Source organism: Streptomyces auratus (assembly GCF_050433025.1).
Lineage (GTDB): Bacteria > Actinomycetota > Actinomycetes > Streptomycetales > Streptomycetaceae > Streptomyces > Streptomyces sioyaensis.
The window spans coordinates 2524563-2544229 of the sequence record NZ_JBNGCB010000001.1 but is presented as its reverse complement, the minus strand read 5'-3'; the positions used below and the strand labels follow the sequence as shown (position 1 = coordinate 2544229).

Sequence of the window (19667 nt, the reverse complement as noted above, 5' to 3'; positions counted from 1 at the left end):
TGACGGTTCATCAGGTATGGATCGCGGTGAAGGTAGTGACGAGTCCTGCAAGTGGCAAGGCCCGTGGCGACTCCCTTTGTGGACAAGGGTGTTGCACGCCCCTTGCGCCCCGGAGGGCGGCTCATAAGACTGTTTGCAGAACTAGAACGCGTACTAGTTCTTCTTCCGTGGGTGCCGGGACCCGCGGACGCGAGGAGAGGACGAGTCAGTCATGGCCGCGGAACCCGTCATCGTCGAAGCAGTACGCACCCCGATCGGCAGGCGCCAGGGCGCCCTCGCCAACCTTCACCCCGCCTACCTCCTGGGCGAGACCTACCGCGAACTCCTCTCCCGTACGGGCATCCAGCCCGACTGCATCGAACAGATCGTCAGCGGCACCGTCACCCACGCCGGTGAACAGTCCATGAACCCGGCCCGCAACGCCTGGCTGGCGATGGGCCTGCCGTACGAGACCGCCGCGACCACCGTGGACTGCCAGTGCGGATCCTCCCAGCAAGCTAACCACATGGTCGCCAACATGATCGCGAGCGGCGTCATCGACGTCGGCATCGGCTGCGGGGTCGAGGCGATGTCCCGGGTGCCGCTCGGCAGCGCCTCCAAGCACGGGCCCGGCAAGCCCTGGCCGGACGAGTGGAACGTCGATCTGCCCAACCAGTTCGAGGCGGCCGAACGCATCGCCCGCCACCGCGGGCTGACCCGCGAGAACGTCGACTCGCTCGGGCTGATCTCACAGGAGCGGGCGGCCGCCGCCTGGGCCGAGGAGCGCTTCAAACGGGAGACCTTCGCCGTCCAGGTGCCCACCACCGAGGACGAGCAGGCCGCGGGCCAGGGCATGTGGCGGCTGGTCGACCGGGACGAGGGGCTGCGCGACACCAGCATGGAGGCGCTGGCCGGCCTCAAGCCCGTGATGCCGACCGCGGTCCACACCGCGGGCAACTCCTCGCAGATCTCCGACGGTGCCGCCGCGGTGATGTGGGCCTCCAAGCGGATGGCCCGCGCCCTCAAGCTCAAGCCGCGCGCCCGGATCGTGGCGCAGGCACTGGTCGGCTCCGATCCGCACTTCCATCTGGACGGGCCCATCGACGCCACCCGCGCGGTGCTCGGCAAGGCCGGGATGTCCCTCAGGGACATCGACCTCGTCGAGATCAACGAGGCCTTCGCCTCCGTGGTGCTCTCCTGGGCGCAGACCTTCGACCAGGACCTGGAGAAGGTGAACGTGAACGGCGGCGCCATCGCCCTGGGCCACCCGGTCGGCGCCACCGGCGCCCGGCTGCTGACCACCGCGCTGCACGAACTCGAACGGCGGGATAAGGAGTTCGCCCTGATCACCATGTGTGCCGGCGGGGCACTGGCGACGGGGACGATCATCCAGCGGCTTTAGCGGGGCGCGGCTGTAGCGGGACGGCTCACGAAGAGCCGGTCCCCGGGGGCGGGCCGGGCGTGAAGGAGACGGGGGCGTCGAAGGCGGCGCGGCGGGTGGCGCGGCGCAGCGCCGTCAGCACGGTGCCGCCCAGCGCGAAGGTGAGGACCACCGTGACCAGGGCCCGGGGCAGGTCCCAGCCCAGGGAGGTGGCGAGGCAGTAGTCTAGGAAGCGGGTGAGGTTCGCGTCGAGCGGATCGCCGGGGACGAAGGAGACCCCCGAGGCCATGCCGCCGATGTAGGGCCAGCCCTGGAGGTTCATGACCAGGCCGTAGAGGACGGCGGAGACGGCTCCGTACGCGGCGAGCAGGGCCAGTTCGCGGCGGCCGCGCAGCCGGTCGGGCCCGGGCAGCAGACCGGCCCCCATCGACACCCACCCCATCGTCAGCATCTGGAACGGCATCCAGGGCCCGACACCACCGGTCAGCAGGGCCGACGCGAACATCGCCACGGACCCCAGCACGAACCCGAAACCCGGCCCGAGCACCCGCCCCGCCAGCACCATCAGGAAGAACATCGGCTCGATGCCGGCCGTCCCCGCGCCCAGCGGCCGCATCGCGGCCCCGGCCGCTGCCAGGACGCCGAGCATGGCGATGGCCTTCGCGTCCAGGCCGGTGTCGGCAATGGTCGCCACGACGACGGCGAGCAGCATCGGCAGCAGCGCGGCGAACAGCCAGGGCGCGTCCCGGGAATGGGCGAGACCGGAGGCGGAATCGGCGAGCAGCGGCCACCCGAAGGCCATCACCCCGAGGGCCGAGATCAGGCACAGCGCGGCGACGGAGCGGGGCCCGAGCCGGATGGCACGCGCCCGGTGCCCGGGGCCGGGGCCGGGACACGGCCCGGCGCCCTCGGTGCGGTACACGGGCGCGGTCATGCGGTGGCCTCCAGGACGTCGGCCACCTGCGGCACGGTCAGCCAGGGCAGTGGCGCGAGGACCTTGGCGACCTGCGGCGCGAACGACGGCGAGGAGACCACGACCTCGTCGGTGGGACCGTCGGCGACGATCTCGCCGTCGGCCAGGATGACGACCCGGTGGGCGAGTTCGGCGGCCAGCTCCACGTCGTGGGTGGCCAGGACGATGGCGTGGCCCTCGGCGGCCAGCGCGCGCAGCACCTCGATCAGCCGGGCCTTGGCGGCGTAATCCAGGCCGCGGGTGGGCTCGTCGAGCAGGAGCAGCGGCGGGCGGGCGGTCAGCACGACCGCGAGGGCCAGGGCCAGGCGCTGGCCCTCGGACAGATCGCGGGGGTGGACGGAGTCCGGGACATCGGGCAGCAGCCGGGTGACCTGGGCCCGGCAACTGCCGGGCGGGGCGCCCGCGTCCTGGTCGGCCGCGGTGCACTCGGCGGCGACGGTGTCCGCGTAGAGCAGGTCACGGGGTTCCTGGGGGACCAGGCCGACCTGCCGCAGGAGCGCCCGCGGGCCGGTGCGGTGCGGGGTGACGCCGCCGACCCGCACCGAGCCGGCGGACGGCTGGTGCATCCCGACCAGGGTGGACAGCAGGGTCGACTTGCCCGCCCCGTTTCGGCCCATCAGCGCGACGGTCTCGCCGCGCCGCACGGTCAGCTCCACCCCGTGCAGCACCTCGGCCCGCCCCCGCCGGACGCCCAGCCCGGACACTGCCGCGGCGATCCCGTCCGGGACGGAAGCGGCCCCGGGCGCCGGGCCGGACGGCACCGTTCCGGGCCCGGCACCGGTCGGTACGGCTCCCGCCCCCGCACCGTCCGCCCCAACCCCCCGCCGCGCCCCCGGCGCCGCCGGCGTCACCCCCGTCAGCCGCTCGCGCAGGGCGGCGGCCTTCCGGCGGGCGTCGCGTACCGACAGCGGCAGCGGGGACCAGTGCGCGAGGCGGCCGAGAGCCACCACCGGAGGGTGGACGGGGGAGACGGCCATGACGTCGGCGGGGGCGCCCATCACCGGGGCCGCGCCGGGGGAGGGGAGCAGGATGACCTGGTCGGCGTACTGGACGACGCGCTCCAGGCGGTGTTCGGCCAGCAGGACCGTGGTGCCCAGGTCGTGGACCAGGCGCTGGAGCACCGAGAGCACTTCTTCCGCGGCGGCCGGGTCGAGCGCCGAGGTCGGCTCGTCGAGGACCAGGACCTTGGGGTGGGGGGTCAGCACCGACCCGATCGCCACCCGCTGCCGCTGGCCGCCGGACAGCGTGGCCAGGGCGCGGTCGCGCAGCTCGGCCAGGCCCAGCAGATCCAGGGTCTCCTCGACCCGGCGGCGCATCACGTCGGGCGCGAGGCCGAGCGACTCCATGCCGTAGGCGAGCTCGTCCTCCACGGTGTCGGTGACGAAGTGCGCCAGCGGGTCCTGGCCCACGGTGCCGACGACATCGGCCAGTTCGCGCGGTTTGTGGGTGCGGGTGTCCCGGCCGTCGACGGTGACCCGGCCGCGCAGGGTGCCGCCGGTGAAGTGCGGGACGAGACCGCAGACGGCGTTCAGGACGGTGGACTTGCCGACGCCCGAGGGCCCGACCAGCAGGCACAGTTCGCCCTCGGGGACGGTCAGGTCGATGCCCTGGACGGCCGGCGCCGTGGCGTCGCCGTAGGTGACCGAGACCTGCTCGAACCGGATCACGGGGTGGGCTCCTTCGCACGCGGATCGACATCGACGGCACGGCCACGGCCACGGGACGCGGTGCGGTCCGCCCGGCCCCCGCTCGACGGGAGCGGGGCGACGAAGGCGGGCAGCAGTCCCACGAGCACGGAGACGGCCGGCCAGAGGGGGAGGACAGGGGCGGTGAGCGGGACGGCGGGCGGGTGGAGGGCGCTGGGCGCGTAGGAGTTGGCCCAGATCATCAGGGCGGCGACGGCGCTGCCGGAGCCCGCGACCAGCCAGGCGCGCACGCCCCACCGCTCGGGCCGGTAGCGGCTGCGCACCGACCGCCGGCCGCCGAGCCACAGCCCGCCGAGCGCCGCCGCCAGCCCGGCCAGCAGCAGCGGCAGACCGTAGCCGCCGCCGGCCTCGCCCAGCAGCCCGTACGTCCCGGCGCAGACGCCGAGCAGCCCGCCGAGGGTGAGGACCGAGGTGGTGTGCCGTACGGCCCGCGGTACGTCGGCGCTGCGGCCGTAGCCCCGCGCGTCCATGGCCGCGGCCAGCGCCACCGAACGCTCCAACGCGCCCTCCAGCACCGGCATGCCGACCTGGAGGAGCGCCGCCACCCCGCGGTCGGGGCGGCCGCGCAGCCGGCGGGCGGCCCGCAGCCGCTGGACGTCGGCGACCAGGTTCGGGGCGAAGGTCATCGCGACGACGACCGCGACGCCCACCTCGTAGAGCGCGCCGGGCAGCGACTTCAGCAGCCGCGCCGGATGGGCCAGCGCATTGGCGGCGCCCACACAGATGAGCAGGGTGGCCAGTTTCAGCCCGTCGTACAGGGCGAAGACCATGCCCTCCGCGGTGACCCGGCCGCCGATCCGAACGCCCTTCGCCCAGTCGGGCAGCGGCACTTCGGGCAGCGTGACCAGGGTGTGCGTGCCGGGAATCGGCGACCCCAGGAAGAAGGCGAAGCCCAGTCGGATGGCGATCACGACCAGGCCGAGCTTGACGAACGCCCCGTACGAACGGGCCCACGGCGCCTCCGTACGGCGGGCCGCGACGACATAACCGGCCACCCCCACCAGCAGCCCCAGCAGCAGCGGATCGGTGGTGCGGGAGGCCGCGGCGGCCAGGCCGAGTGCCCACAGCCACCAGGCGCCGGCGGGCAGCGCGGTGGTACGGGTCGCCCGCGGGGCGCTCATCCGCGCCGGCGGCGGAGCTGCCATCCGGCCGCCGCACCCAGGACGAGAAGGACCGCGATCCCGCCGAACAGCCCGGCGGACGGCCCGCCGTCGTCCCCGCCGTCCGCCGCCGCGCCCGGGGCCGGCGACGCCGCGGACCGTGCCCCCTGCGAGTCGTCCACCCGCTCCGCGCACCCCGCCTTCGGGTACCCGGCGACGGCACACAGCAGGGCGCCCGCGTCATAGCGCAGCGGCCGGGCGGCCGCCGCCAGCGCCTCGCCCGCCGAGGCGTCCTCGGACACCTGGGCACACTCCGTCCGGGACGCCGGCGGCCGTTCGCCGCCGGGCGCGTCCGCCGCGGTACCGAAGTCGACGACGACGCCGATCCGCTTGCGGCCCTCCTTGGCGGGGGTGTCATGGCAGATCGCGTCGAAACCGGGCGCCGTACGGGGCTTGCCGGCCGCGGCGGAATCGGCGCTGACGGTGAAGCGGAACCCGGCGACCGTGCCGTCGGCCGGCCGCAGGGTGCCCGGCCCCTCGGTGGCGTACGTCCAGGAACTGCCCTTGCCCTCCCAGAAGGACCAGTAGCGGTACTCCTGGGCCTGGGCGGGCCCGGCGGCCAGCGAGGTGACCGTGCCGGCCAGCAGCGCGGCGCCGGCGAGGGTGGCGCGCCGCATCAGAGCCGGTCCCTCTTGCGGCCGCTGAGCAGGAAGCCGAGGCCCGCGCCGAAGGCGAGGCCGACGGCGATGATCCACCACGGAATGCCGCCGCCGTCGTCCTTGCCGGAGGCGTCGGCGTCCTTGTGCTTCCCCGATACGGCGGCCGGCTCGGGGCCGGTCGCGTTGAGCGCGGTCACCAGGTCGGTGCCGCCGAAGGAGCGCGGGTCGCTGCCGGTGGCGTGCGCGGCCAGCACCAACTGGGCGTACGCGGCGGGGCCGCTCTGCCGCGCCCAGTTGGCCGCGTTCTTCTGCAGCCAGGCCAGCGGCCGCCGGGCCTCGGCGCCGTGCCCGCCGGCCGCCAGCGCCACCACGGCGTCCGCGGTGTTGCCGACGTCGGGCTGCGGCTTGGCACCCGGCATCGCGGAGAGCAGATGCCGGCCGTTCTTGTCGAGCTGGGCGACGAGATAGGCGGCGCCGCCGTCCGCGGCCCGCGCCGCGGAGACCGGGCCCGCCTTCTTGTCCTTGCCGTCCTTGCAGGCGGGCGGTGTGACCGGGGTGTGGGCGCCGCGGCCGGCGGGCGCGACGACAAAGCCCTTGCCGAGCATGCCGGTTGCGGCGGCCGCGGTGGCATCGGCGTTCGGGGCCGCGCCCTTGAGCTGGAAGGTGAACGCGCCGTGCGCGTCCTCCGTGCCCGCACAGCCCAGCCGGAAGGTGAGCAGCCCGTCGTAGGGGGTCTTGTGCTTCTTCGACGTCACCGATGCCGGCTTCTGCCCCGCCGCCGCGAGCGCCCCGATGACCACGGAGGTGGAGTTGGCGTCACCGGGCGAACCGGGCATCGAGCTCCAGCTGCCGTCGTCGTTCTGCACCGACTTCAGCCAGCCCACCGCCTTGTCCACGGCGTCGCCGTGCCCGCCCAGCGCGGCCAGTGCCTGCACCGCGGCGGCCGTCTGGTTGGTGTCCCGCATCGCCTTGGCGGCACAGGGCTTGCCCGGCTCGGCACGGAAGGCGGTGAACGCCCCGTCCGCGCACTGCTGCCCGACCAGCCACCGCACGCCCGACGCCGCCGGGCGCACCCCCACCGTGTGCTGCGCGAGCAGCGCGAGCGACTGCCGCCACACCCCGTCGTACTGCGGGTCCTTGGTGCCGTACAGACCGTCGGGCAGCTTCTTGGCCGCGGCGGACGGGGAACCGGGGACAGTGGCGTACGCGGCAGGGGCGGCGGCCGCGCCCAGTACCAGCGCGGCGGCCAGCGCCGTGGCGGCGCGGCGCGCCAGGGGGGCGCCGGAGTGCGGCGCGGGGGCCTGCTGGGCCAGGGAAGCCGTGGGAGCCATCGGGTCGGTGCCTCTCGGGTCGGGTCGCGGCGGCCACGCAGCCGCGCTCGGCCGCCCACCCGCGGACCGATCCGGGGATCGGGCGTGGTGGCACCGGGCTCAGCTCCGTATACCTCGACGGTGCCGCGCACCGGCCGTCCGCGGGCGGACGGCTGTGGTGGCGGGAGCCTTGGTCGTGCCCCTCGGGTGTTCCGGCTCGTACGGCCGCTCCGCGCCGGCGTGGCGTGGACGGGCCGTCCTCACGGTTGCGGGTCAGCGCCGGATTTCCACCGGCTTCCCCCGATCGGGCACGGATGAAGTTGTCCCGCACACCTTAACCGGCGCCCGCCCCGGCATTCGCTCGCCCGTACGAGGCGGGTACGCGCCCCGTACGCGCCGCACGGCCCCCGTAGCCATCCCGTACGCGCCCCGTACGCGTCCCCTGCGCCCGGGCTACCGCACCCCGTCCACCGCCTGATACCGCACGGGGCCGGAGCCCGGCACGCACTCCGCATGGCCCAGCTTCACCAGCCGCCGCAGATGCGCCTCGGCCTCCGAGACGGCGATGGTGCGGGACCCGTAAGGGATCTGCTCCCAGGGGCGGTTCCACTCCATGGCCCTCGCGAGCTGCCAGGCGGTGCGGGGTTCGCTCAGCAGCGTCCGCAGCTGGGCGAGCCGCTCCTCGTGGTGGGCGAGGAGCGCGCGGACGCGGCCGCCGGCGTCGGTGAAGGCGTGCTGATGCGCGGGCAGCACCTCGGCGGGGGCGAGCCGGCCGATGCGTTCGAGGGAGTCGAGATAGTCGCCCAGGGGGTCGGCGACCTCGCCCGCGCTCTCGGCCGGGTCCTCGTACAGGCCGATGTGCGGAGTGATGCCCGGCAGGAGGTGGTCACCGGAGAAGAGCCGGCCGAAGCCGCGGTTTTGCTGGGCGGGGTGCTCCTCCTCCAGATGCAGACACACATGGCCCGGGGTGTGGCCCGGTGTCCAGATCGCGCGCAGCCGGCGCCCCGGCAGATCGAGCAGCTCGCCGGGGCCGATCTCGCGGTCCGGAAGTGCGGCCCGCAGACCGGGCATCCGTCGGCCGCGCCCGCCGGCCCGGGCCGTGCGCAGCGGCGCCAGGTGCTCGTCCGGTGCGCCCGCCGCCGCGAGCTTGGCGATGAGGTGGTCGAGCCACCGGTCCGGCGTGGCCTCGCGGGTGCGGCGGACCACGGAGGTGTCCGCGGCATGCATCGCGAGCCAGGCGCCGGAGGCCTCCCGCACCTTGGCGGAGAGGCCGTGGTGGTCGGGGTGGTGGTGGGTGATCAGTACGCCGTGGAGGTCGGTGAGGGCGAAACCGCAGGCGGTGACGCCGGCGACGAGGGCGTCCCAGGAGTCCGGGTCGTCCCAGCCGGTATCGATGAGCACCGGCCCCCGGTCGGTCTCCAGGAGGTGGACGAGGGTGTGGCCGAGCGGGTTGTCCGGGATGGGGACGGCGATGCTCCACACGCCGCCCCGGTGGTCGGTCACCTGCGTCGTCATCCCGGTCCCCTCTCGGTCCGCCGTGCGCCGGACCCGACTCACTATAACTAGAACGAGTTCCAATGCGGCCGGAATCGGGTCCTTGGGTGTGCGCCTTGGGGATTCGGCCCGCCCGCCGTGGACTCCTCCCGGTGGAACTGGTATCAGTTCTGCTGAGTGATTCTGATGCAGCGTCAGGAATCTTCGGGAGGCGGCAGCGATGAGCGACCTCGTCGAGCACGGAAAGCTCTACCTGGGCGGCGAGTGGGCCGATCCGGCCGGCCGGGACACCATCGAGGTCGTCTCACCCCACACCGAACGGGTCATCGGCCGGGTGCCGCACGCCTCGCGGGCCGATGTCGACCGGGCGGTGGCCGCGGCCCGTACGTCCTTCGCGTCCGGGGAGTGGGCGAACGCCCCGCTGGCGGACCGGATCGCGGTGGTCACCCGCATCAAGGACGCCTTCGCGGCCCGCAGCGAGGAGATCGCCAGGGTCATCAGCTCCGAGAACGGCACCCCGTTCACCTCCGGCGTCATGGTGCAGTCGCTGGCCGCGATGCTGGTGTGGGACGCCGCGCTCACGGTGGCCCGGGACTTCCCCTTCGAGGAGCGGCGGGCCGGGGTGCTGGGGCCGCTGCTGGTGCGGCGGGAGCCGGTCGGGGTGGTCGCGGCCGTGGTGCCGTGGAACGTCCCGCAGTTCACCGCCGCGGCCAAGCTCGCGCCCGCGCTGCTGGCCGGCTGCTCGGTGGTGCTGAAGGTGTCGCCGGAGACGCCGCTGGACGCGTACCTCCTCGCGGAGATCGCGACGGAGGCCGGGCTGCCGCCGGGCGTGCTGTCGATCCTGCCGGCCGACCGTGAGGTGAGTGAGTACCTGGTCGGGCACCCGGGCGTGGACAAGGTGTCGTTCACCGGCTCGGTGGCGGCGGGCAAGCGGGTCATGGAGGTCGCGGCCCGCAACCTCAGCCGGGTCACGCTGGAGTTGGGCGGCAAGTCCGCCGCGGTGATCCTGCCGGACGCCGATCTGGACGCGGCGGTGGCCGGCATCGTGCCGTTCGCCTGGATGATCAACGGCCAGGCGTGCGTGGCCCAGACCCGGATCCTCGCCCCGCGCAGCCACTACGACGAGATCGCCGAGCGGTTCACCGCGGCGGCCCGCGCGCTGACCGTCGGCGACCCGCTGGATCCGGCCACCGAGCTCGGCCCGCTGGTCGCCCGCCGCCAGCAGCAGCGCTCGCTGGACTACATCGCATTGGGGCAGCAGGAAGGCGCCAAGGTCCTGACCGGCGGCGGCCGGCCCGCGGGGCAGTCGACGGGCTGGTACGTCGAGCCGACCCTCTTCGGCGAGGTCACCAACTCCATGCGGATCGCCCGCGAGGAGATCTTCGGCCCGGTCATCTGCCTGCTGCCGTACGACGACGAGGCGGAGGCGGTACGGATCGCCGACGACTCCGACTACGGGCTCTCCGGCTCGGTGTGGACGGCCGACGTCGACCACGGCATCGACCTCGCCCGGCAGGTGCGCACCGGTACGTTCTCGGTGAACACCTTCAGCATCGACATGCTCGGCCCGTTCGGCGGCTACAAGAACTCCGGCATCGGGCGGGAGTTCGGGCCCGAGGGCTTCGGCGAGTATCTGGAGCACAAGATGATCCATCTGCCGGCGGGTGCCTGATGGGGGACCGCTGGCAGGTGACGGTGGACCGGGGCGTCTGCATCGGCTCGGGGATGTGCGCCGCCGCGGCACCGGACGGCTTCCGGCTGGATACGGCCCGGCAGTCGCACCCGGTGGCGCCGGAGACGGACGCCGACGAGCGCATCCTGGCGGCGGCCGAGGGGTGCCCCGTGGAGGCGATCACCCTGACCTCGGCTGGCAGCGGCGAGGCTGTCTTCCCGCCGGAGGAGTGAGGGCTGGGGAGACACCCCGACCTAGCCTGGAGCCTGAGCCCCGAAACCAGGGACGAAACGCCCAGTCAGACTGCGGCGATGATGTTGATGCAGTTGAACGTCGTTTTCCCCACGCCGAGGTCATTTGCCAGAGTGACGGTCATCCTGTAGGACCCGACGGGAAATGGCCCGACCGAAGGGCTCAACAGTGGCCCGGACTGGCCAGACCGCAGATCCGGTTCGGAAAAGTCGTTCGGGTCACCGCCATTTTCGCTGTCGAACACGGTGTCATGATCGACTTCGTCGGATCCCGGGCAGCCTTCGGGAATGCTCTGGATCAGCAGACGGTCGACGAATGCGGGGAAATCCTGACTGCTGGTGTTGACCGCAGACCATTGAACTCTGAACGAGTCGTTGTCATGGATGAATTCTTTGTCCGGCGTGATGGGCTTCTCGCTGTTCGCGAAGACGATGTCTACCATTTCTCGGCTCCTGTGATGCGGCGTTTATGCGCTGCCGTTCAGGCTCCCCGCCTCCAATTGTCCCTTCCAGGGTGAAACTCGGCAAATCGCGCCCAGCGTGAACCCAGCGGTTGGTGATGCGTCCTGAGCTTGATTCTGTCGGGGACCTTGCACCAGGGCCGTTTCAAGGTCTCGGTGAGCACGCGAGTCTGCAATGCACGCCACACGCAGGCAGCGGACCTGCTCGCCCGGCGGGTCCTCGCCCGGGCGGGCAGGGCGGCCGAGGTGGCCTGAGTCCCGATTTCAGAAATTCCCGCATTCGGGAAAGAGAGCAATGCGTATCACCTCAATTGGCCATGCCGGCCTGTTCATCGAGTCGGCCGCCGGATCGATGGTGTGCGATCCCTGGTTCACACCGGCCCACTTCGGCTCCTGGGCGCCCTTCCCGGGCAACACCGGAGTCGATCCCGCCGGCCGGCCGCGGCGGACTACCTCTACGTTTCGCATCTGCACCACGACCACTACGACCCCCAGTGGCAAGGCCGGTACATGCGCAAGGACATCACCGTCCTGCTTCCCGACTTCCCGGTCCCTGACCTGCACCATGCACTGCCGGGCCTCGGGTTCAAGAATTTCGTGCAGACCCGGCACAACCAGCCGCTGGTCCTCGACTCCGGACTGCGGGTACAGATCAGCTCGGTGGACGCGCCACTGGGCGGCCCGCTCGGCGATTCCGGTATTGCCCTGGACGACGGCCGGGTCCGTATCTTCAACCAGAATGATGCGCGGCCCGTCGATCTGCGCCCGATCCAGGAGTTCGGGCTGCGGCAGATCCCGGAGGAGGGGGTTGCCCACCTGCGCGACGACCGGCGCGGCTGTCTCGCCGAGTACCAGCGCAAGGTGCAGCCGGCCATCGACGCCTCACCGGCGCTCTGCCGCGGGATCGTAGCGACCTGGTCGCACAGCTCAAGGAGCCTGCCAACGTTCCCTGCCCGTAAGGGAGTTTCCGTAAGGGAGCTAACGTTCCGAACCGGGCGCCGTGAGGTCGATCAGCCGGCACACCGTCTCGATGTCGATCTTCACCTGGGCGATCGAGGCCCGCCCCGACAGCCAGGTGATCAGTGCGGAGTGCCAGGTGTGCTCGATGACCCGGACCGCGGAGAGCTGTTCGGGGGTGGGCGCGGCGGGAGGTGCCGGCTCCTGCCCGGGGTGGCGCGAGGCGGCGGGCGGGGCCATCGCATCGAGGATGATCGCGGTCGTCAGCCGGGAGACGGTGTCCACCTCGGGGCTCACCGAGCGGTCGGCGAACGTCAGCGCGCGCACCATCGCGTCCGCGAGATGCGGCTCGCGCTGCAGTGCGCGAAAGGCCCGCATCAGGGTCTGGGCGACCCGGGCGCCCGGGTCCTGCTCCGACGGCGGGCGCTTGCGCAGCGTCTCGTGCATGTGCTGGAGCTGGTCCTGCATGGTGGCGACCAGCAGATGCACCTTGGAGGGGAAGTAGCGGTAGAGGGTGCCGAGGGCGACGCCCGAGGACTCCGCGACCTCGCGCATCTGTACGGCGTCGAAGCCGCCACGGGACGCCAGCTTGGCGCTGGTGTGCAGGATGCGGCGGCGTCTGGCCTCCTGACGCTCGGTCAGGGGAGGACTCGCGGGAAGCGTCGGCCTGGCCGCCTTGGATTCCGTAGTCATATTTCCCATTCCGTGGCATTCCGTCCGCAATGCAGCGAGTGCCGGTGGTGTGATCGGCACAGCATGGCAGGGGGGCGGGTGGTGGCGCGAATCACCTGGTGCGGCTCTTTTCGCATCGTTCTCGGCCGGTACATTCGGAGCTCGGTGAACTGATCAGTAGCCAATCAGTTCTGAAACTTGTTCTAGATTACCGCCAGCGGTTACGCTCCGGCGAAAGTCCAGTGAGAAGGGGGCCGAGCGTGACCGCAGAGGCCGTCCAGGCAGCCGCGCCTCGCCCCGCAGAGGCCTCCCCGGCCTCCGCCCCGACGAACGGCGAGCGTCCCCTGCGGATCGCGATGCTCACGTATAAGGGGAACCCGTTCTGCGGCGGACAGGGCGTCTATGTACGCCATCTCTCCCGCGAACTGGCCCGCCTCGGCCACACCGTCGAGGTCATCGGTGCCCAGCCCTACCCCGTCGTCGACGACGGGGTGACCCTGACCGAGCTGCCCAGCCTGGACCTCTACCGCCAGCCGGACCCGTTCCGCACGCCGAAGCGCGGCGAGTACCGCGACTGGATCGACGCCCTGGAGGTCGGCACGATGTGGACCGGCGGCTTTCCCGAGCCGCTGACCTTCTCGCTGCGGGCCCGGCGCCATCTCGCCGCCCGCCGCGGCCAGTTCGACGTCGTCCACGACAACCAGACCCTCGGCTACGGCCTGCTCGGCGGGCCCGGCGCGCTCGGTGCCCCGCTGGTCACCACCGTCCACCACCCCATCACGGTCGACCGGCGGCTCGACCTGGCTGCGGCCGACGGCTGGAAGCGCCGCGCCTCCGTGCGCCGCTGGTACGGCTTCACCCGGATGCAAAAGCGCGTCGCCCGCCGGCTGCCGTCCGTGTTGACCGTCTCCGGCTCCTCCCGCCAGGAGATCGTCGACGACCTCGGCGTCCGCCCCGACCGCCTCCACGTCGTCCACATCGGCGCCGACACCGAGCTGTTCTCGCCGGATCCCGCCGTCCCCGAGGTGCCCGGACGGATCGTCACGACCTCCAGTGCGGATGTGCCCCTCAAGGGGCTGATCCACCTCGTCGAGGCGCTCGCCAAGGTACGCACCGAGCAGCCCGACGCCCACCTGGTGGTCGTCGGCAAGCGCGCCGACGACGGGCCGGTCGCCGCCGCCATCGAACGGCTCGGCCTGTCCGGCGCCATCGAATTCGTCAAGGGCATCACCGACGGCGAACTCGTCGACCTCGTCCGCAGCGCCCAGATCGCCTGCGTGCCCTCCCTCTACGAGGGCTTCTCGCTGCCCGCCGCCGAGGCGATGGCCACCGGCACCCCGCTGCTGGCCACCACCGGCGGCGCCATCCCCGAGGTCGCCGGGCCGGACGGCGAGACCTGTCTCGCGGTGCCCCCGGGCGACGCCGGTGCGCTGGCCGGCGGGCTGCTCCGGCTCCTGGGCGACGCCCCGTTGCGCCGCCGGCTCGGCGCGGCCGGCCGGGAGCGGGTGCTGGCCCGCTTCACCTGGCGGCAGGCCGCCCTCGGCACCGCCGAGCGCTACCGCGAGGCCATCGCCCTCCAGGGCGGCCACAGCGCCCGCGCCCTGGCCGGAGCGGCGTCCGGCGGGGCCGCCGCCGCGTCCGCGCCGCGCACCGCCGGACACGTCTAGCGGCCCGCCCGGCCCGTAGTTCCTTCCGCAGACACACGCCACCCACCGCCGGACGAAAGCAGAACGCCGTGCTGACCGTCGACTTTTCCCGCTTCCCGCTCGCCCCGGGCGACCGCGTGCTCGATCTGGGGTGCGGCGCCGGCCGGCACGCCTTCGAGTGCTATCGGCGCGGCGCGCAGGTCGTCGCCCTCGACCAGAACGGCGAGGAGATCCGCGAGGTCGCCAAGTGGTTCGCCGCGATGAAGGAGGCGGGCGAGGCCCCGGCGGGCGCCTCCGCCACCGCCATGGAAGGCGATGCGCTCAACCTGCCCTTCCCCGACGACAGCTTCGACGTTGTGATCATCTCCGAGGTGATGGAGCACATCCCGGACGACAAGGGCGTGCTCGCCGAGATGGTCCGGGTGCTGCGCCCCGGCGGCCGGATCGCCGTCACCGTGCCCCGCTACGGCCCCGAGAAGGTGTGCTGGGCCCTCAGCGACGCCTATCACGAGGTCGAGGGCGGCCACATCCGCATCTACCGCGGTGACGAACTGCTCGGCAAGATGCGGGAGGCGGGCCTGGAACCGTACGGCACGCACCACGCCCACGGACTGCACAGCCCCTACTGGTGGCTCAAATGCGCCTTCGGGGTGGACAACGACAAGGCGCTGCCGGTGCAGGCGTACCACAAGCTGCTGGTCTGGGACATCATGAAGAAGCCGCTGGCCACCCGGCTCGCCGAACGGGCGCTCAACCCCGTCATCGGCAAGAGCTTCGTCGTCTACGCCACCAAGCCGCACCTGCCCGCGGCGCCCGTCGCCGCGGAGGCGGACGAGCCCGCCGCCGCACCCGCCACGAAGACCGCCGAGCCGGCCGCCGGCGAGCCCCGCAAGTCCGCGCGGCCCGCCGCCGCCAAGGCACCCGCCAAGTCCCCGGCGAAGCGCGGCGCTTCGTCCACCGCCAAGCCCTCCGCCGGGGCCGCCAAGTGACGAGTCCCGGGCGTACCGAACGGCTCGTCCTGCCGGGCGTGCTCACCGCCGACCAGGCCGCCCGCACGGTCGCCGGCATCCTCGCGACCCAGCGGTCGGACGGCGCCATCCCCTGGTTCCGGGGCCACCACCTCGACCCGTGGGACCACACCGAGGCCGCCATGGCCCTGGACGCGGCCGGAGAACACGAGCGCGCCGAGGCCGCGTACGACTGGCTGGTGCGGCATCAGAACCCGGACGGGTCCTGGTACGCGGCCTACGCCGACGGCGACGCCGGGGCCCCCACCGACCGCGGCCGGGAGACCAACTTCTGCGCCTATCTCGCGGTCGGCGTCTGGCACCACTTCCTGTCCACCGGCGACGAGGCCTTCGTCGACCGCATGTGGCCCGCGGTGCACTCGTCGATCGGATTCGTGCTGGAGCTCCAGCAGCCCGGCGGGGAGATCGGCTGGAAGCGCGAGGACGACGGCACACCCGTCAACGACGCGCTGCTGACCGGCTCGTCCTCCATCTACCAGGCACTGCGCTGCGCCCTGGCCCTCGCCGACCAGCGCGAGGAGCCGCAGCCCGACTGGGAGCTGGCGGCCGGCCGGCTCGGCCATGCGATACGCAGCCACCCCGAGCGGTTCCTGGACAAGGGCCGCTACTCCATGGACTGGTACTACCCGGTCCTGGGCGGCGCGGTCCGCGGCCAGCCGGCCAGGGACCGGATCGACGCCGACTGGGAACGCTTCGTCGTGCCCGGCCTGGGGGTGCGCTGCGTCCTGCCCAACCCCTGGGTCACCGGCGGCGAGAGCGCGGAACTGGCGCTGGCGCTGTGGGCGATGGGGGAGTCCGAGCGGGCCGTGCAGATCCTCAAGTGGATCCAGCATCTGCGCGCCGACGACGGCATGTACTGGACCGGCTACGTGTTCGACGACGACGCGATCTGGCCCCGTGAACGCACCTCCTGGACCGCCGGTTCGCTGCTGCTCGCGGTCGCGGCCCTGGGCGGCGACGAGGCCACCACCACCGTCTTCGGCGGCGAACAGCTCCCGACGGGGCTGGATCCGGACTGCTGCCGGTAGGAGGCGGGGAGGGGCGCAGCGTGCCCGCGCGGGGCGGAGCCCGGCCGGGGCCCCCTGAAATGGGAGGACAGGCCGGGGCGGCCGCACTACTGTGCGCCACATGACTCTCCAAGGCTCCCTCACCCACGAGGAATACTGCGCCCAACTCCTCGCCGAGACCGGCAAGCTCCGGGACATCGTGCGCAGCGCCGATCTTTCGGCGACCGTGCCGACCTGCCCCGACTGGACGCTGGCCGATCTCGTCCGGCATGTGGGCGGTGCGCACCGCTGGGTCGGCACGATCGTCGCCACCCGCGCGTCGGAGAACGTCGACCCCGCGGACGTCCCCGAGGGGGCCGGGCCCGAGGGCGAGGATGCGGCGGCTCTGGACGCGTGGCTGGCGGCCGGTGTCGAGCAGGCCGTCGCTGCGCTGCGGGAGGCCGGCCCCGACACGAAGGTGTGGAGCTGGACGCCGGCGCAGCACACGGGGTTCTGGGCCCGCCGGATGACCCATGAGACGGTCATCCACCGGGCCGATGCCGCGCTCACGGCCGGTGTCCCCTTCGAGGTCCCGGCGCCGGTCGCCGCGGACTGTCTGGAGGAGTGGCTGCAGATCGGCGAACTGCCGGTGGTGGTGGCCCGCTTTGCAGAACGCGGGACGACGCTGTGCGGCCCCGGCCGGACGATCCATGTCCACGCCACCGACGCCCCGGCCGGGGTGAACGCCGAGTGGCTGCTCGACCTCACGGGCGAGGCGCCCACCCACCGCCACACCCATGAAAAGGCGGCGGTCGCCCTGCGCGGCCCCCTCACCGACGTCCTGGCCGTCCTCTACCGCCGGCTGCCCGCCGACAGCGACCGGGTCGAGGTGCTGGGCGAGCGCGCCGTGCTCGACCAGTGGCTGACCTGGGCGTCGTTCGGGTGAGCGGCAGGCCGCGGTCAGGAGCTCAGCCTGATATTGCGAGGAACTCCGGGCGTGCACGCCCGGGAGGAATCGCATCCTCCACTGGACCGGCTACGTTTTCGACGACGAGGCGATCTGCCCCCGCGAACGGACGTCCTGGACCGCCGGTTCGCTGCTGCTCGCGGTCGCAGCCCGGGGCGGCGACGAGGTCACCATCCAAAGGTCGGCGGCGAACGGCTCCCGACGGGGCTGGATCCGGACTGCTGACTGGCGTAGATGTCCTGATATTTCTTCGTGGGCGTATCACAGCAGGCACTTTCCGGCCTATGTGTTGAATCCGACATGGGGGAATGTGTGCATTGCGTTTCTCGGACAGCTAACGACAGGCCCTTGAAGCCTTTGGCCTCGGAATTGCGGTCTGATAGCCTTCCTTTCAAGATCACTCCGTGACCGGGAGTGTGTTGAAGCTGAGGGGGATATAAGTGAATCGCGAACGGGTGTTCAGTGTGATCGCGGGTGCGGCCATTCTTAGTGTTCTCGGTTCGGGTGTAGCGTCGGCTGCTCCGAAGGGTGGCGCATCGAACGGCGATGTGTCCATAAAGGCCATCATGGCTCTTAAGCACGCTAAGAGGGCTGGCGAAGTCTGCGGTACTGACGTGATCGACAAGGAGACGGGTCGGGGCAAGACCACCTTGGTGATGAACGTCAAGAAGGGCGTGGCGAGCCAGGTCAGCGCGCAGATGGAAATCTCCAAGGGCGCGATATCTGCAGGCGTGGGCTATGACGTCACGAAGTCCATTGAGGTCTCGAAGGAGACTCGCTTCGAAGTCCCCAAGGGAAAGTTTGGTACCGTCGAGGCGTATGTACAGTACGCCCTTTACCGCGGGGACATTTACACAAATAACGGGGTGGGCGTGGATCCCAAGTTCCCGACTGGGAAGACGGCAACCGTGATGAAGCCGATCGGGGTTTGCTTCAATGAGTGGGCAAAATAGCCGCTTGGTGCTCGGATATAGGATACTACCGTTATTCCGGCGGAATTGGATGGCGGCGGTCCATAAATGAGCTGAGTGTGTAGCTCCTCTGCCGCGTCAAAGCTGAACGAGCACAAGGATCGGCATGTCGGTCACCGCGCCGCGACCTGGGATGAGTGCACAGGTCGTTGGCGCGGTTCGGCATTGAGCGGGAAAAGGGGGACTGGTCCTCCACCGCAGGGTGTCCGCGGATCGCGACCGGGTGCGAGGTGCTGGAGAGCGCGCCTGCCGGGCGACCGGCTGGAGGTGACGTCCTTCGGCTGAGCGGTGCACCCCGCGGTTGAAGTGGCACCTGGTGATTCAGGCGGGCGCCTCGGGCGCGGAGTCGGCGGGTGTCAGGAGTTGAGCTCGGCCAGGACCCGTAGGGTGTGCGGGTCCGGGGCGGTCACCAGCAGATCGGTGACCGGGCCCGCGCGCCACAACTCCAGCCGCTCGGCGATCCGTTCGCGCGGGCCGACCAGCGAGATCTCGTCGGCGAAGGCGTCCGGCACGGCCAGGACGGCCTCCTCCTTGCGGCCTTCGAGGAAGAGCCGCTGTACGTGCCGGGCCTCCTCCTCGAAGCCCATCCGCGCCATCAGGTCGGCATGGAAGTTCCGGGCGGCGTGCCCCATTCCGCCGATGTAGAAGCCGAGCATCGCCTTGACCGGCAGCAGCCCCTCGGCGACGTCGGCACAGACCAGGGCGCGTGCCATGGGCGCGACGAGGAAGCCGTCCGGGGCACCGGCCAGCGAGGCCCGGTAGACGTCGGTGCGCTGCGGCGACCAGTACAGCGGCAGCCAGCCGTCCGCGATCCGGGTCGTCTGGGCGATGTTCTTGGGACCTTCCGCGCCCAGCAGTACGGGGAGCCGGTCGCGCAGCGGGTGCGTGATGGCCTTGAGCGGCTTGCCCAGGCCGGTGCCGTCCGGGCCGCGGTAGGGGTGCGGGTGGAAGAGCCCGTCCGAGGTCACCGGCCCCTCCCGACGCAGGACTTGCCGGATCACGTCCACGTATTCCCGGGTGGCGGTCAGCGGACTCTTGGGGAACGGCCGCCCGTACCACCCCTCGACGACCTGCGGCCCCGACAGCCCCAGGCCCAGCAGCAGCCGGCCACCGGAGAGATGGTCGAGGGTCAGGGCGTGCATGGCGGTGGCGGTCGGGGTGCGGGCGGCCATCTGGACGATGCCGGTGCCCAGTTTGATCCGGGAGGTGTGGGCGCCGATCCAGGTCAGCGCGGTGAAGGCGTCCGAGCCCCAGGCCTCCGCGGTCCATACCGAGTCATAGCCCAGGCGCTCCGCCTCGCGGGCCAGTTCGAGGTGCCGGGGGTCCGGGCCGCGGCCCCAGTAGCCCAGGTGCAGACCGAGTCGCATGCTGATCGCCCCTCTTCGACGGTGGCCCGAGGGTTCCGGGGTTCCGGAGTGGATGGATACTGACGGTGCGTCAGGTCGCTGCGTGCC

At 72.1% G+C, this 19667-nt stretch carries 18 protein-coding genes, 1 pseudogene and 1 riboswitch; of the genes and pseudogenes, 9 read left to right on the top strand and 10 right to left on the bottom strand.

What is annotated here, in order from left to right:
* Positions 1–211: 211 nt before the first annotated feature.
* Entirely contained in the window at positions 212–1381 is a 1170-nt protein-coding gene (locus BKA18_RS10910; protein ID WP_006605909.1) for a steroid 3-ketoacyl-CoA thiolase, read from the top strand.
* A gap of 25 nt (positions 1382–1406) precedes the next feature.
* Here BKA18_RS10910 and BKA18_RS10905 read toward each other — a convergent pair whose 3' ends face one another.
* The 6 genes from BKA18_RS10905 to BKA18_RS10880 all read right to left on the bottom strand — a co-directional run bounded on the left by BKA18_RS10905 (position 1407) and on the right by BKA18_RS10880 (position 8623).
* On the bottom strand, positions 1407–2294 hold the full coding sequence (locus BKA18_RS10905; RefSeq protein ID WP_366048289.1) for an ECF transporter S component: 888 nt from the start codon (positions 2292–2294) through the stop codon (positions 1407–1409).
* Positions 2291–4000 (bottom strand): ABC transporter ATP-binding protein, encoded by a 1710-nt coding sequence (locus tag BKA18_RS10900; RefSeq protein ID WP_366048288.1) that lies wholly within the window; start codon positions 3998–4000, stop codon positions 2291–2293. Before BKA18_RS10900 ends, BKA18_RS10905 begins: the two co-directional genes overlap by 4 nt.
* A complete protein-coding gene (locus BKA18_RS10895; RefSeq protein ID WP_366048287.1) occupies positions 3997–5184 on the bottom strand; it encodes a CbiQ family ECF transporter T component in 1188 nt (395 codons plus the stop codon). Before BKA18_RS10895 ends, BKA18_RS10900 begins: the two co-directional genes overlap by 4 nt.
* Entirely contained in the window at positions 5157–5816 is a 660-nt protein-coding gene (locus tag BKA18_RS10890) for an SCO2322 family protein (RefSeq protein ID WP_366048286.1), read from the bottom strand. The genes BKA18_RS10895 and BKA18_RS10890 overlap by 28 nt, the downstream gene beginning before the upstream one ends.
* Positions 5816–7129, bottom strand: coding sequence for an SCO2321 family membrane protein (locus tag BKA18_RS10885; RefSeq protein WP_366048285.1), 1314 nt, complete (start codon positions 7127–7129; stop codon positions 5816–5818). The genes BKA18_RS10890 and BKA18_RS10885 overlap by 1 nt, the downstream gene beginning before the upstream one ends.
* 185 nt (positions 7130–7314) lie before the next feature.
* Positions 7315–7408: riboswitch (cobalamin riboswitch) on the bottom strand.
* Between the two features lie 153 nt (positions 7409–7561).
* Complete coding sequence (locus BKA18_RS10880) at positions 7562–8623, bottom strand: Strvi_7410 family MBL fold metallo-hydrolase (protein WP_366048284.1); 1062 nt, start codon at positions 8621–8623, stop codon at positions 7562–7564.
* Between the two features lie 199 nt (positions 8624–8822).
* On the opposite strand from BKA18_RS10880, the gene BKA18_RS10875 reads away from it, so the two are divergent.
* Both BKA18_RS10875 and BKA18_RS10870 read left to right on the top strand, forming a co-directional pair.
* A complete protein-coding gene (locus tag BKA18_RS10875) occupies positions 8823–10274 on the top strand; it encodes an aldehyde dehydrogenase (RefSeq protein WP_366048283.1) in 1452 nt (483 codons plus the stop codon).
* On the top strand, positions 10274–10507 hold the full coding sequence (locus BKA18_RS10870) for a ferredoxin (RefSeq protein ID WP_006605917.1): 234 nt from the start codon (positions 10274–10276) through the stop codon (positions 10505–10507). Before BKA18_RS10875 ends, BKA18_RS10870 begins: the two co-directional genes overlap by 1 nt.
* 65 nt (positions 10508–10572) lie before the next feature.
* Here BKA18_RS10870 and BKA18_RS10865 read toward each other — a convergent pair whose 3' ends face one another.
* From BKA18_RS10865 to BKA18_RS10855, 3 genes are all read right to left on the bottom strand, one after another.
* Positions 10573–10968: a hypothetical protein gene (locus tag BKA18_RS10865; protein ID WP_366048282.1), complete on the bottom strand. Its 396-nt coding sequence runs from the start codon at positions 10966–10968 to the stop codon at positions 10573–10575.
* Positions 10969–11250: 282 nt separating this feature from the next.
* The gene (locus BKA18_RS10860; protein WP_366048281.1) at positions 11251–11802 is read right to left on the bottom strand and encodes a hypothetical protein; all 552 of its coding nucleotides are present in this window, start codon (positions 11800–11802) and stop codon (positions 11251–11253) included.
* Positions 11803–11964: 162 nt separating this feature from the next.
* The gene (locus tag BKA18_RS10855) at positions 11965–12636 is read right to left on the bottom strand and encodes a TetR family transcriptional regulator (protein ID WP_366048280.1); all 672 of its coding nucleotides are present in this window, start codon (positions 12634–12636) and stop codon (positions 11965–11967) included.
* Between the two features lie 239 nt (positions 12637–12875).
* Here BKA18_RS10855 and BKA18_RS10850 point away from each other — a divergent pair, with 239 nt between their 5' ends.
* From BKA18_RS10850 to BKA18_RS10825, 6 genes and pseudogenes are all read left to right on the top strand, one after another.
* A complete protein-coding gene (locus tag BKA18_RS10850; protein WP_366048279.1) occupies positions 12876–14282 on the top strand; it encodes a glycosyltransferase family 4 protein in 1407 nt (468 codons plus the stop codon).
* A 68-nt stretch (positions 14283–14350) separates the two neighbouring features.
* On the top strand, positions 14351–15250 hold the full coding sequence (locus BKA18_RS10845; RefSeq protein WP_429638313.1) for a class I SAM-dependent methyltransferase: 900 nt from the start codon (positions 14351–14353) through the stop codon (positions 15248–15250).
* On the top strand, positions 15247–16317 hold the full coding sequence (locus tag BKA18_RS10840) for a prenyltransferase/squalene oxidase repeat-containing protein (RefSeq protein ID WP_366048278.1): 1071 nt from the start codon (positions 15247–15249) through the stop codon (positions 16315–16317). The genes BKA18_RS10845 and BKA18_RS10840 overlap by 4 nt, the downstream gene beginning before the upstream one ends.
* A gap of 100 nt (positions 16318–16417) precedes the next feature.
* Positions 16418–17221 carry a maleylpyruvate isomerase family mycothiol-dependent enzyme gene (locus BKA18_RS10835; protein ID WP_366048277.1) on the top strand — a complete coding sequence of 268 codons (804 nt, stop codon included), beginning with the start codon at positions 16418–16420 and terminating at the stop codon, positions 17219–17221.
* A gap of 76 nt (positions 17222–17297) precedes the next feature.
* A pseudogene (locus BKA18_RS10830) lies at positions 17298–17467 on the top strand (prenyltransferase); the annotation flags it as partial.
* A 215-nt stretch (positions 17468–17682) separates the two neighbouring features.
* Positions 17683–18195, top strand: a complete 513-nt coding sequence (locus BKA18_RS10825; RefSeq protein ID WP_366048276.1) for a hypothetical protein — start codon at positions 17683–17685, stop codon at positions 18193–18195.
* Positions 18196–18569: 374 nt separating this feature from the next.
* Here BKA18_RS10825 and BKA18_RS10820 read toward each other — a convergent pair whose 3' ends face one another.
* Entirely contained in the window at positions 18570–19580 is a 1011-nt protein-coding gene (locus BKA18_RS10820; protein WP_366048274.1) for an LLM class F420-dependent oxidoreductase, read from the bottom strand.
* Positions 19581–19667: the final 87 nt, after the last annotated feature.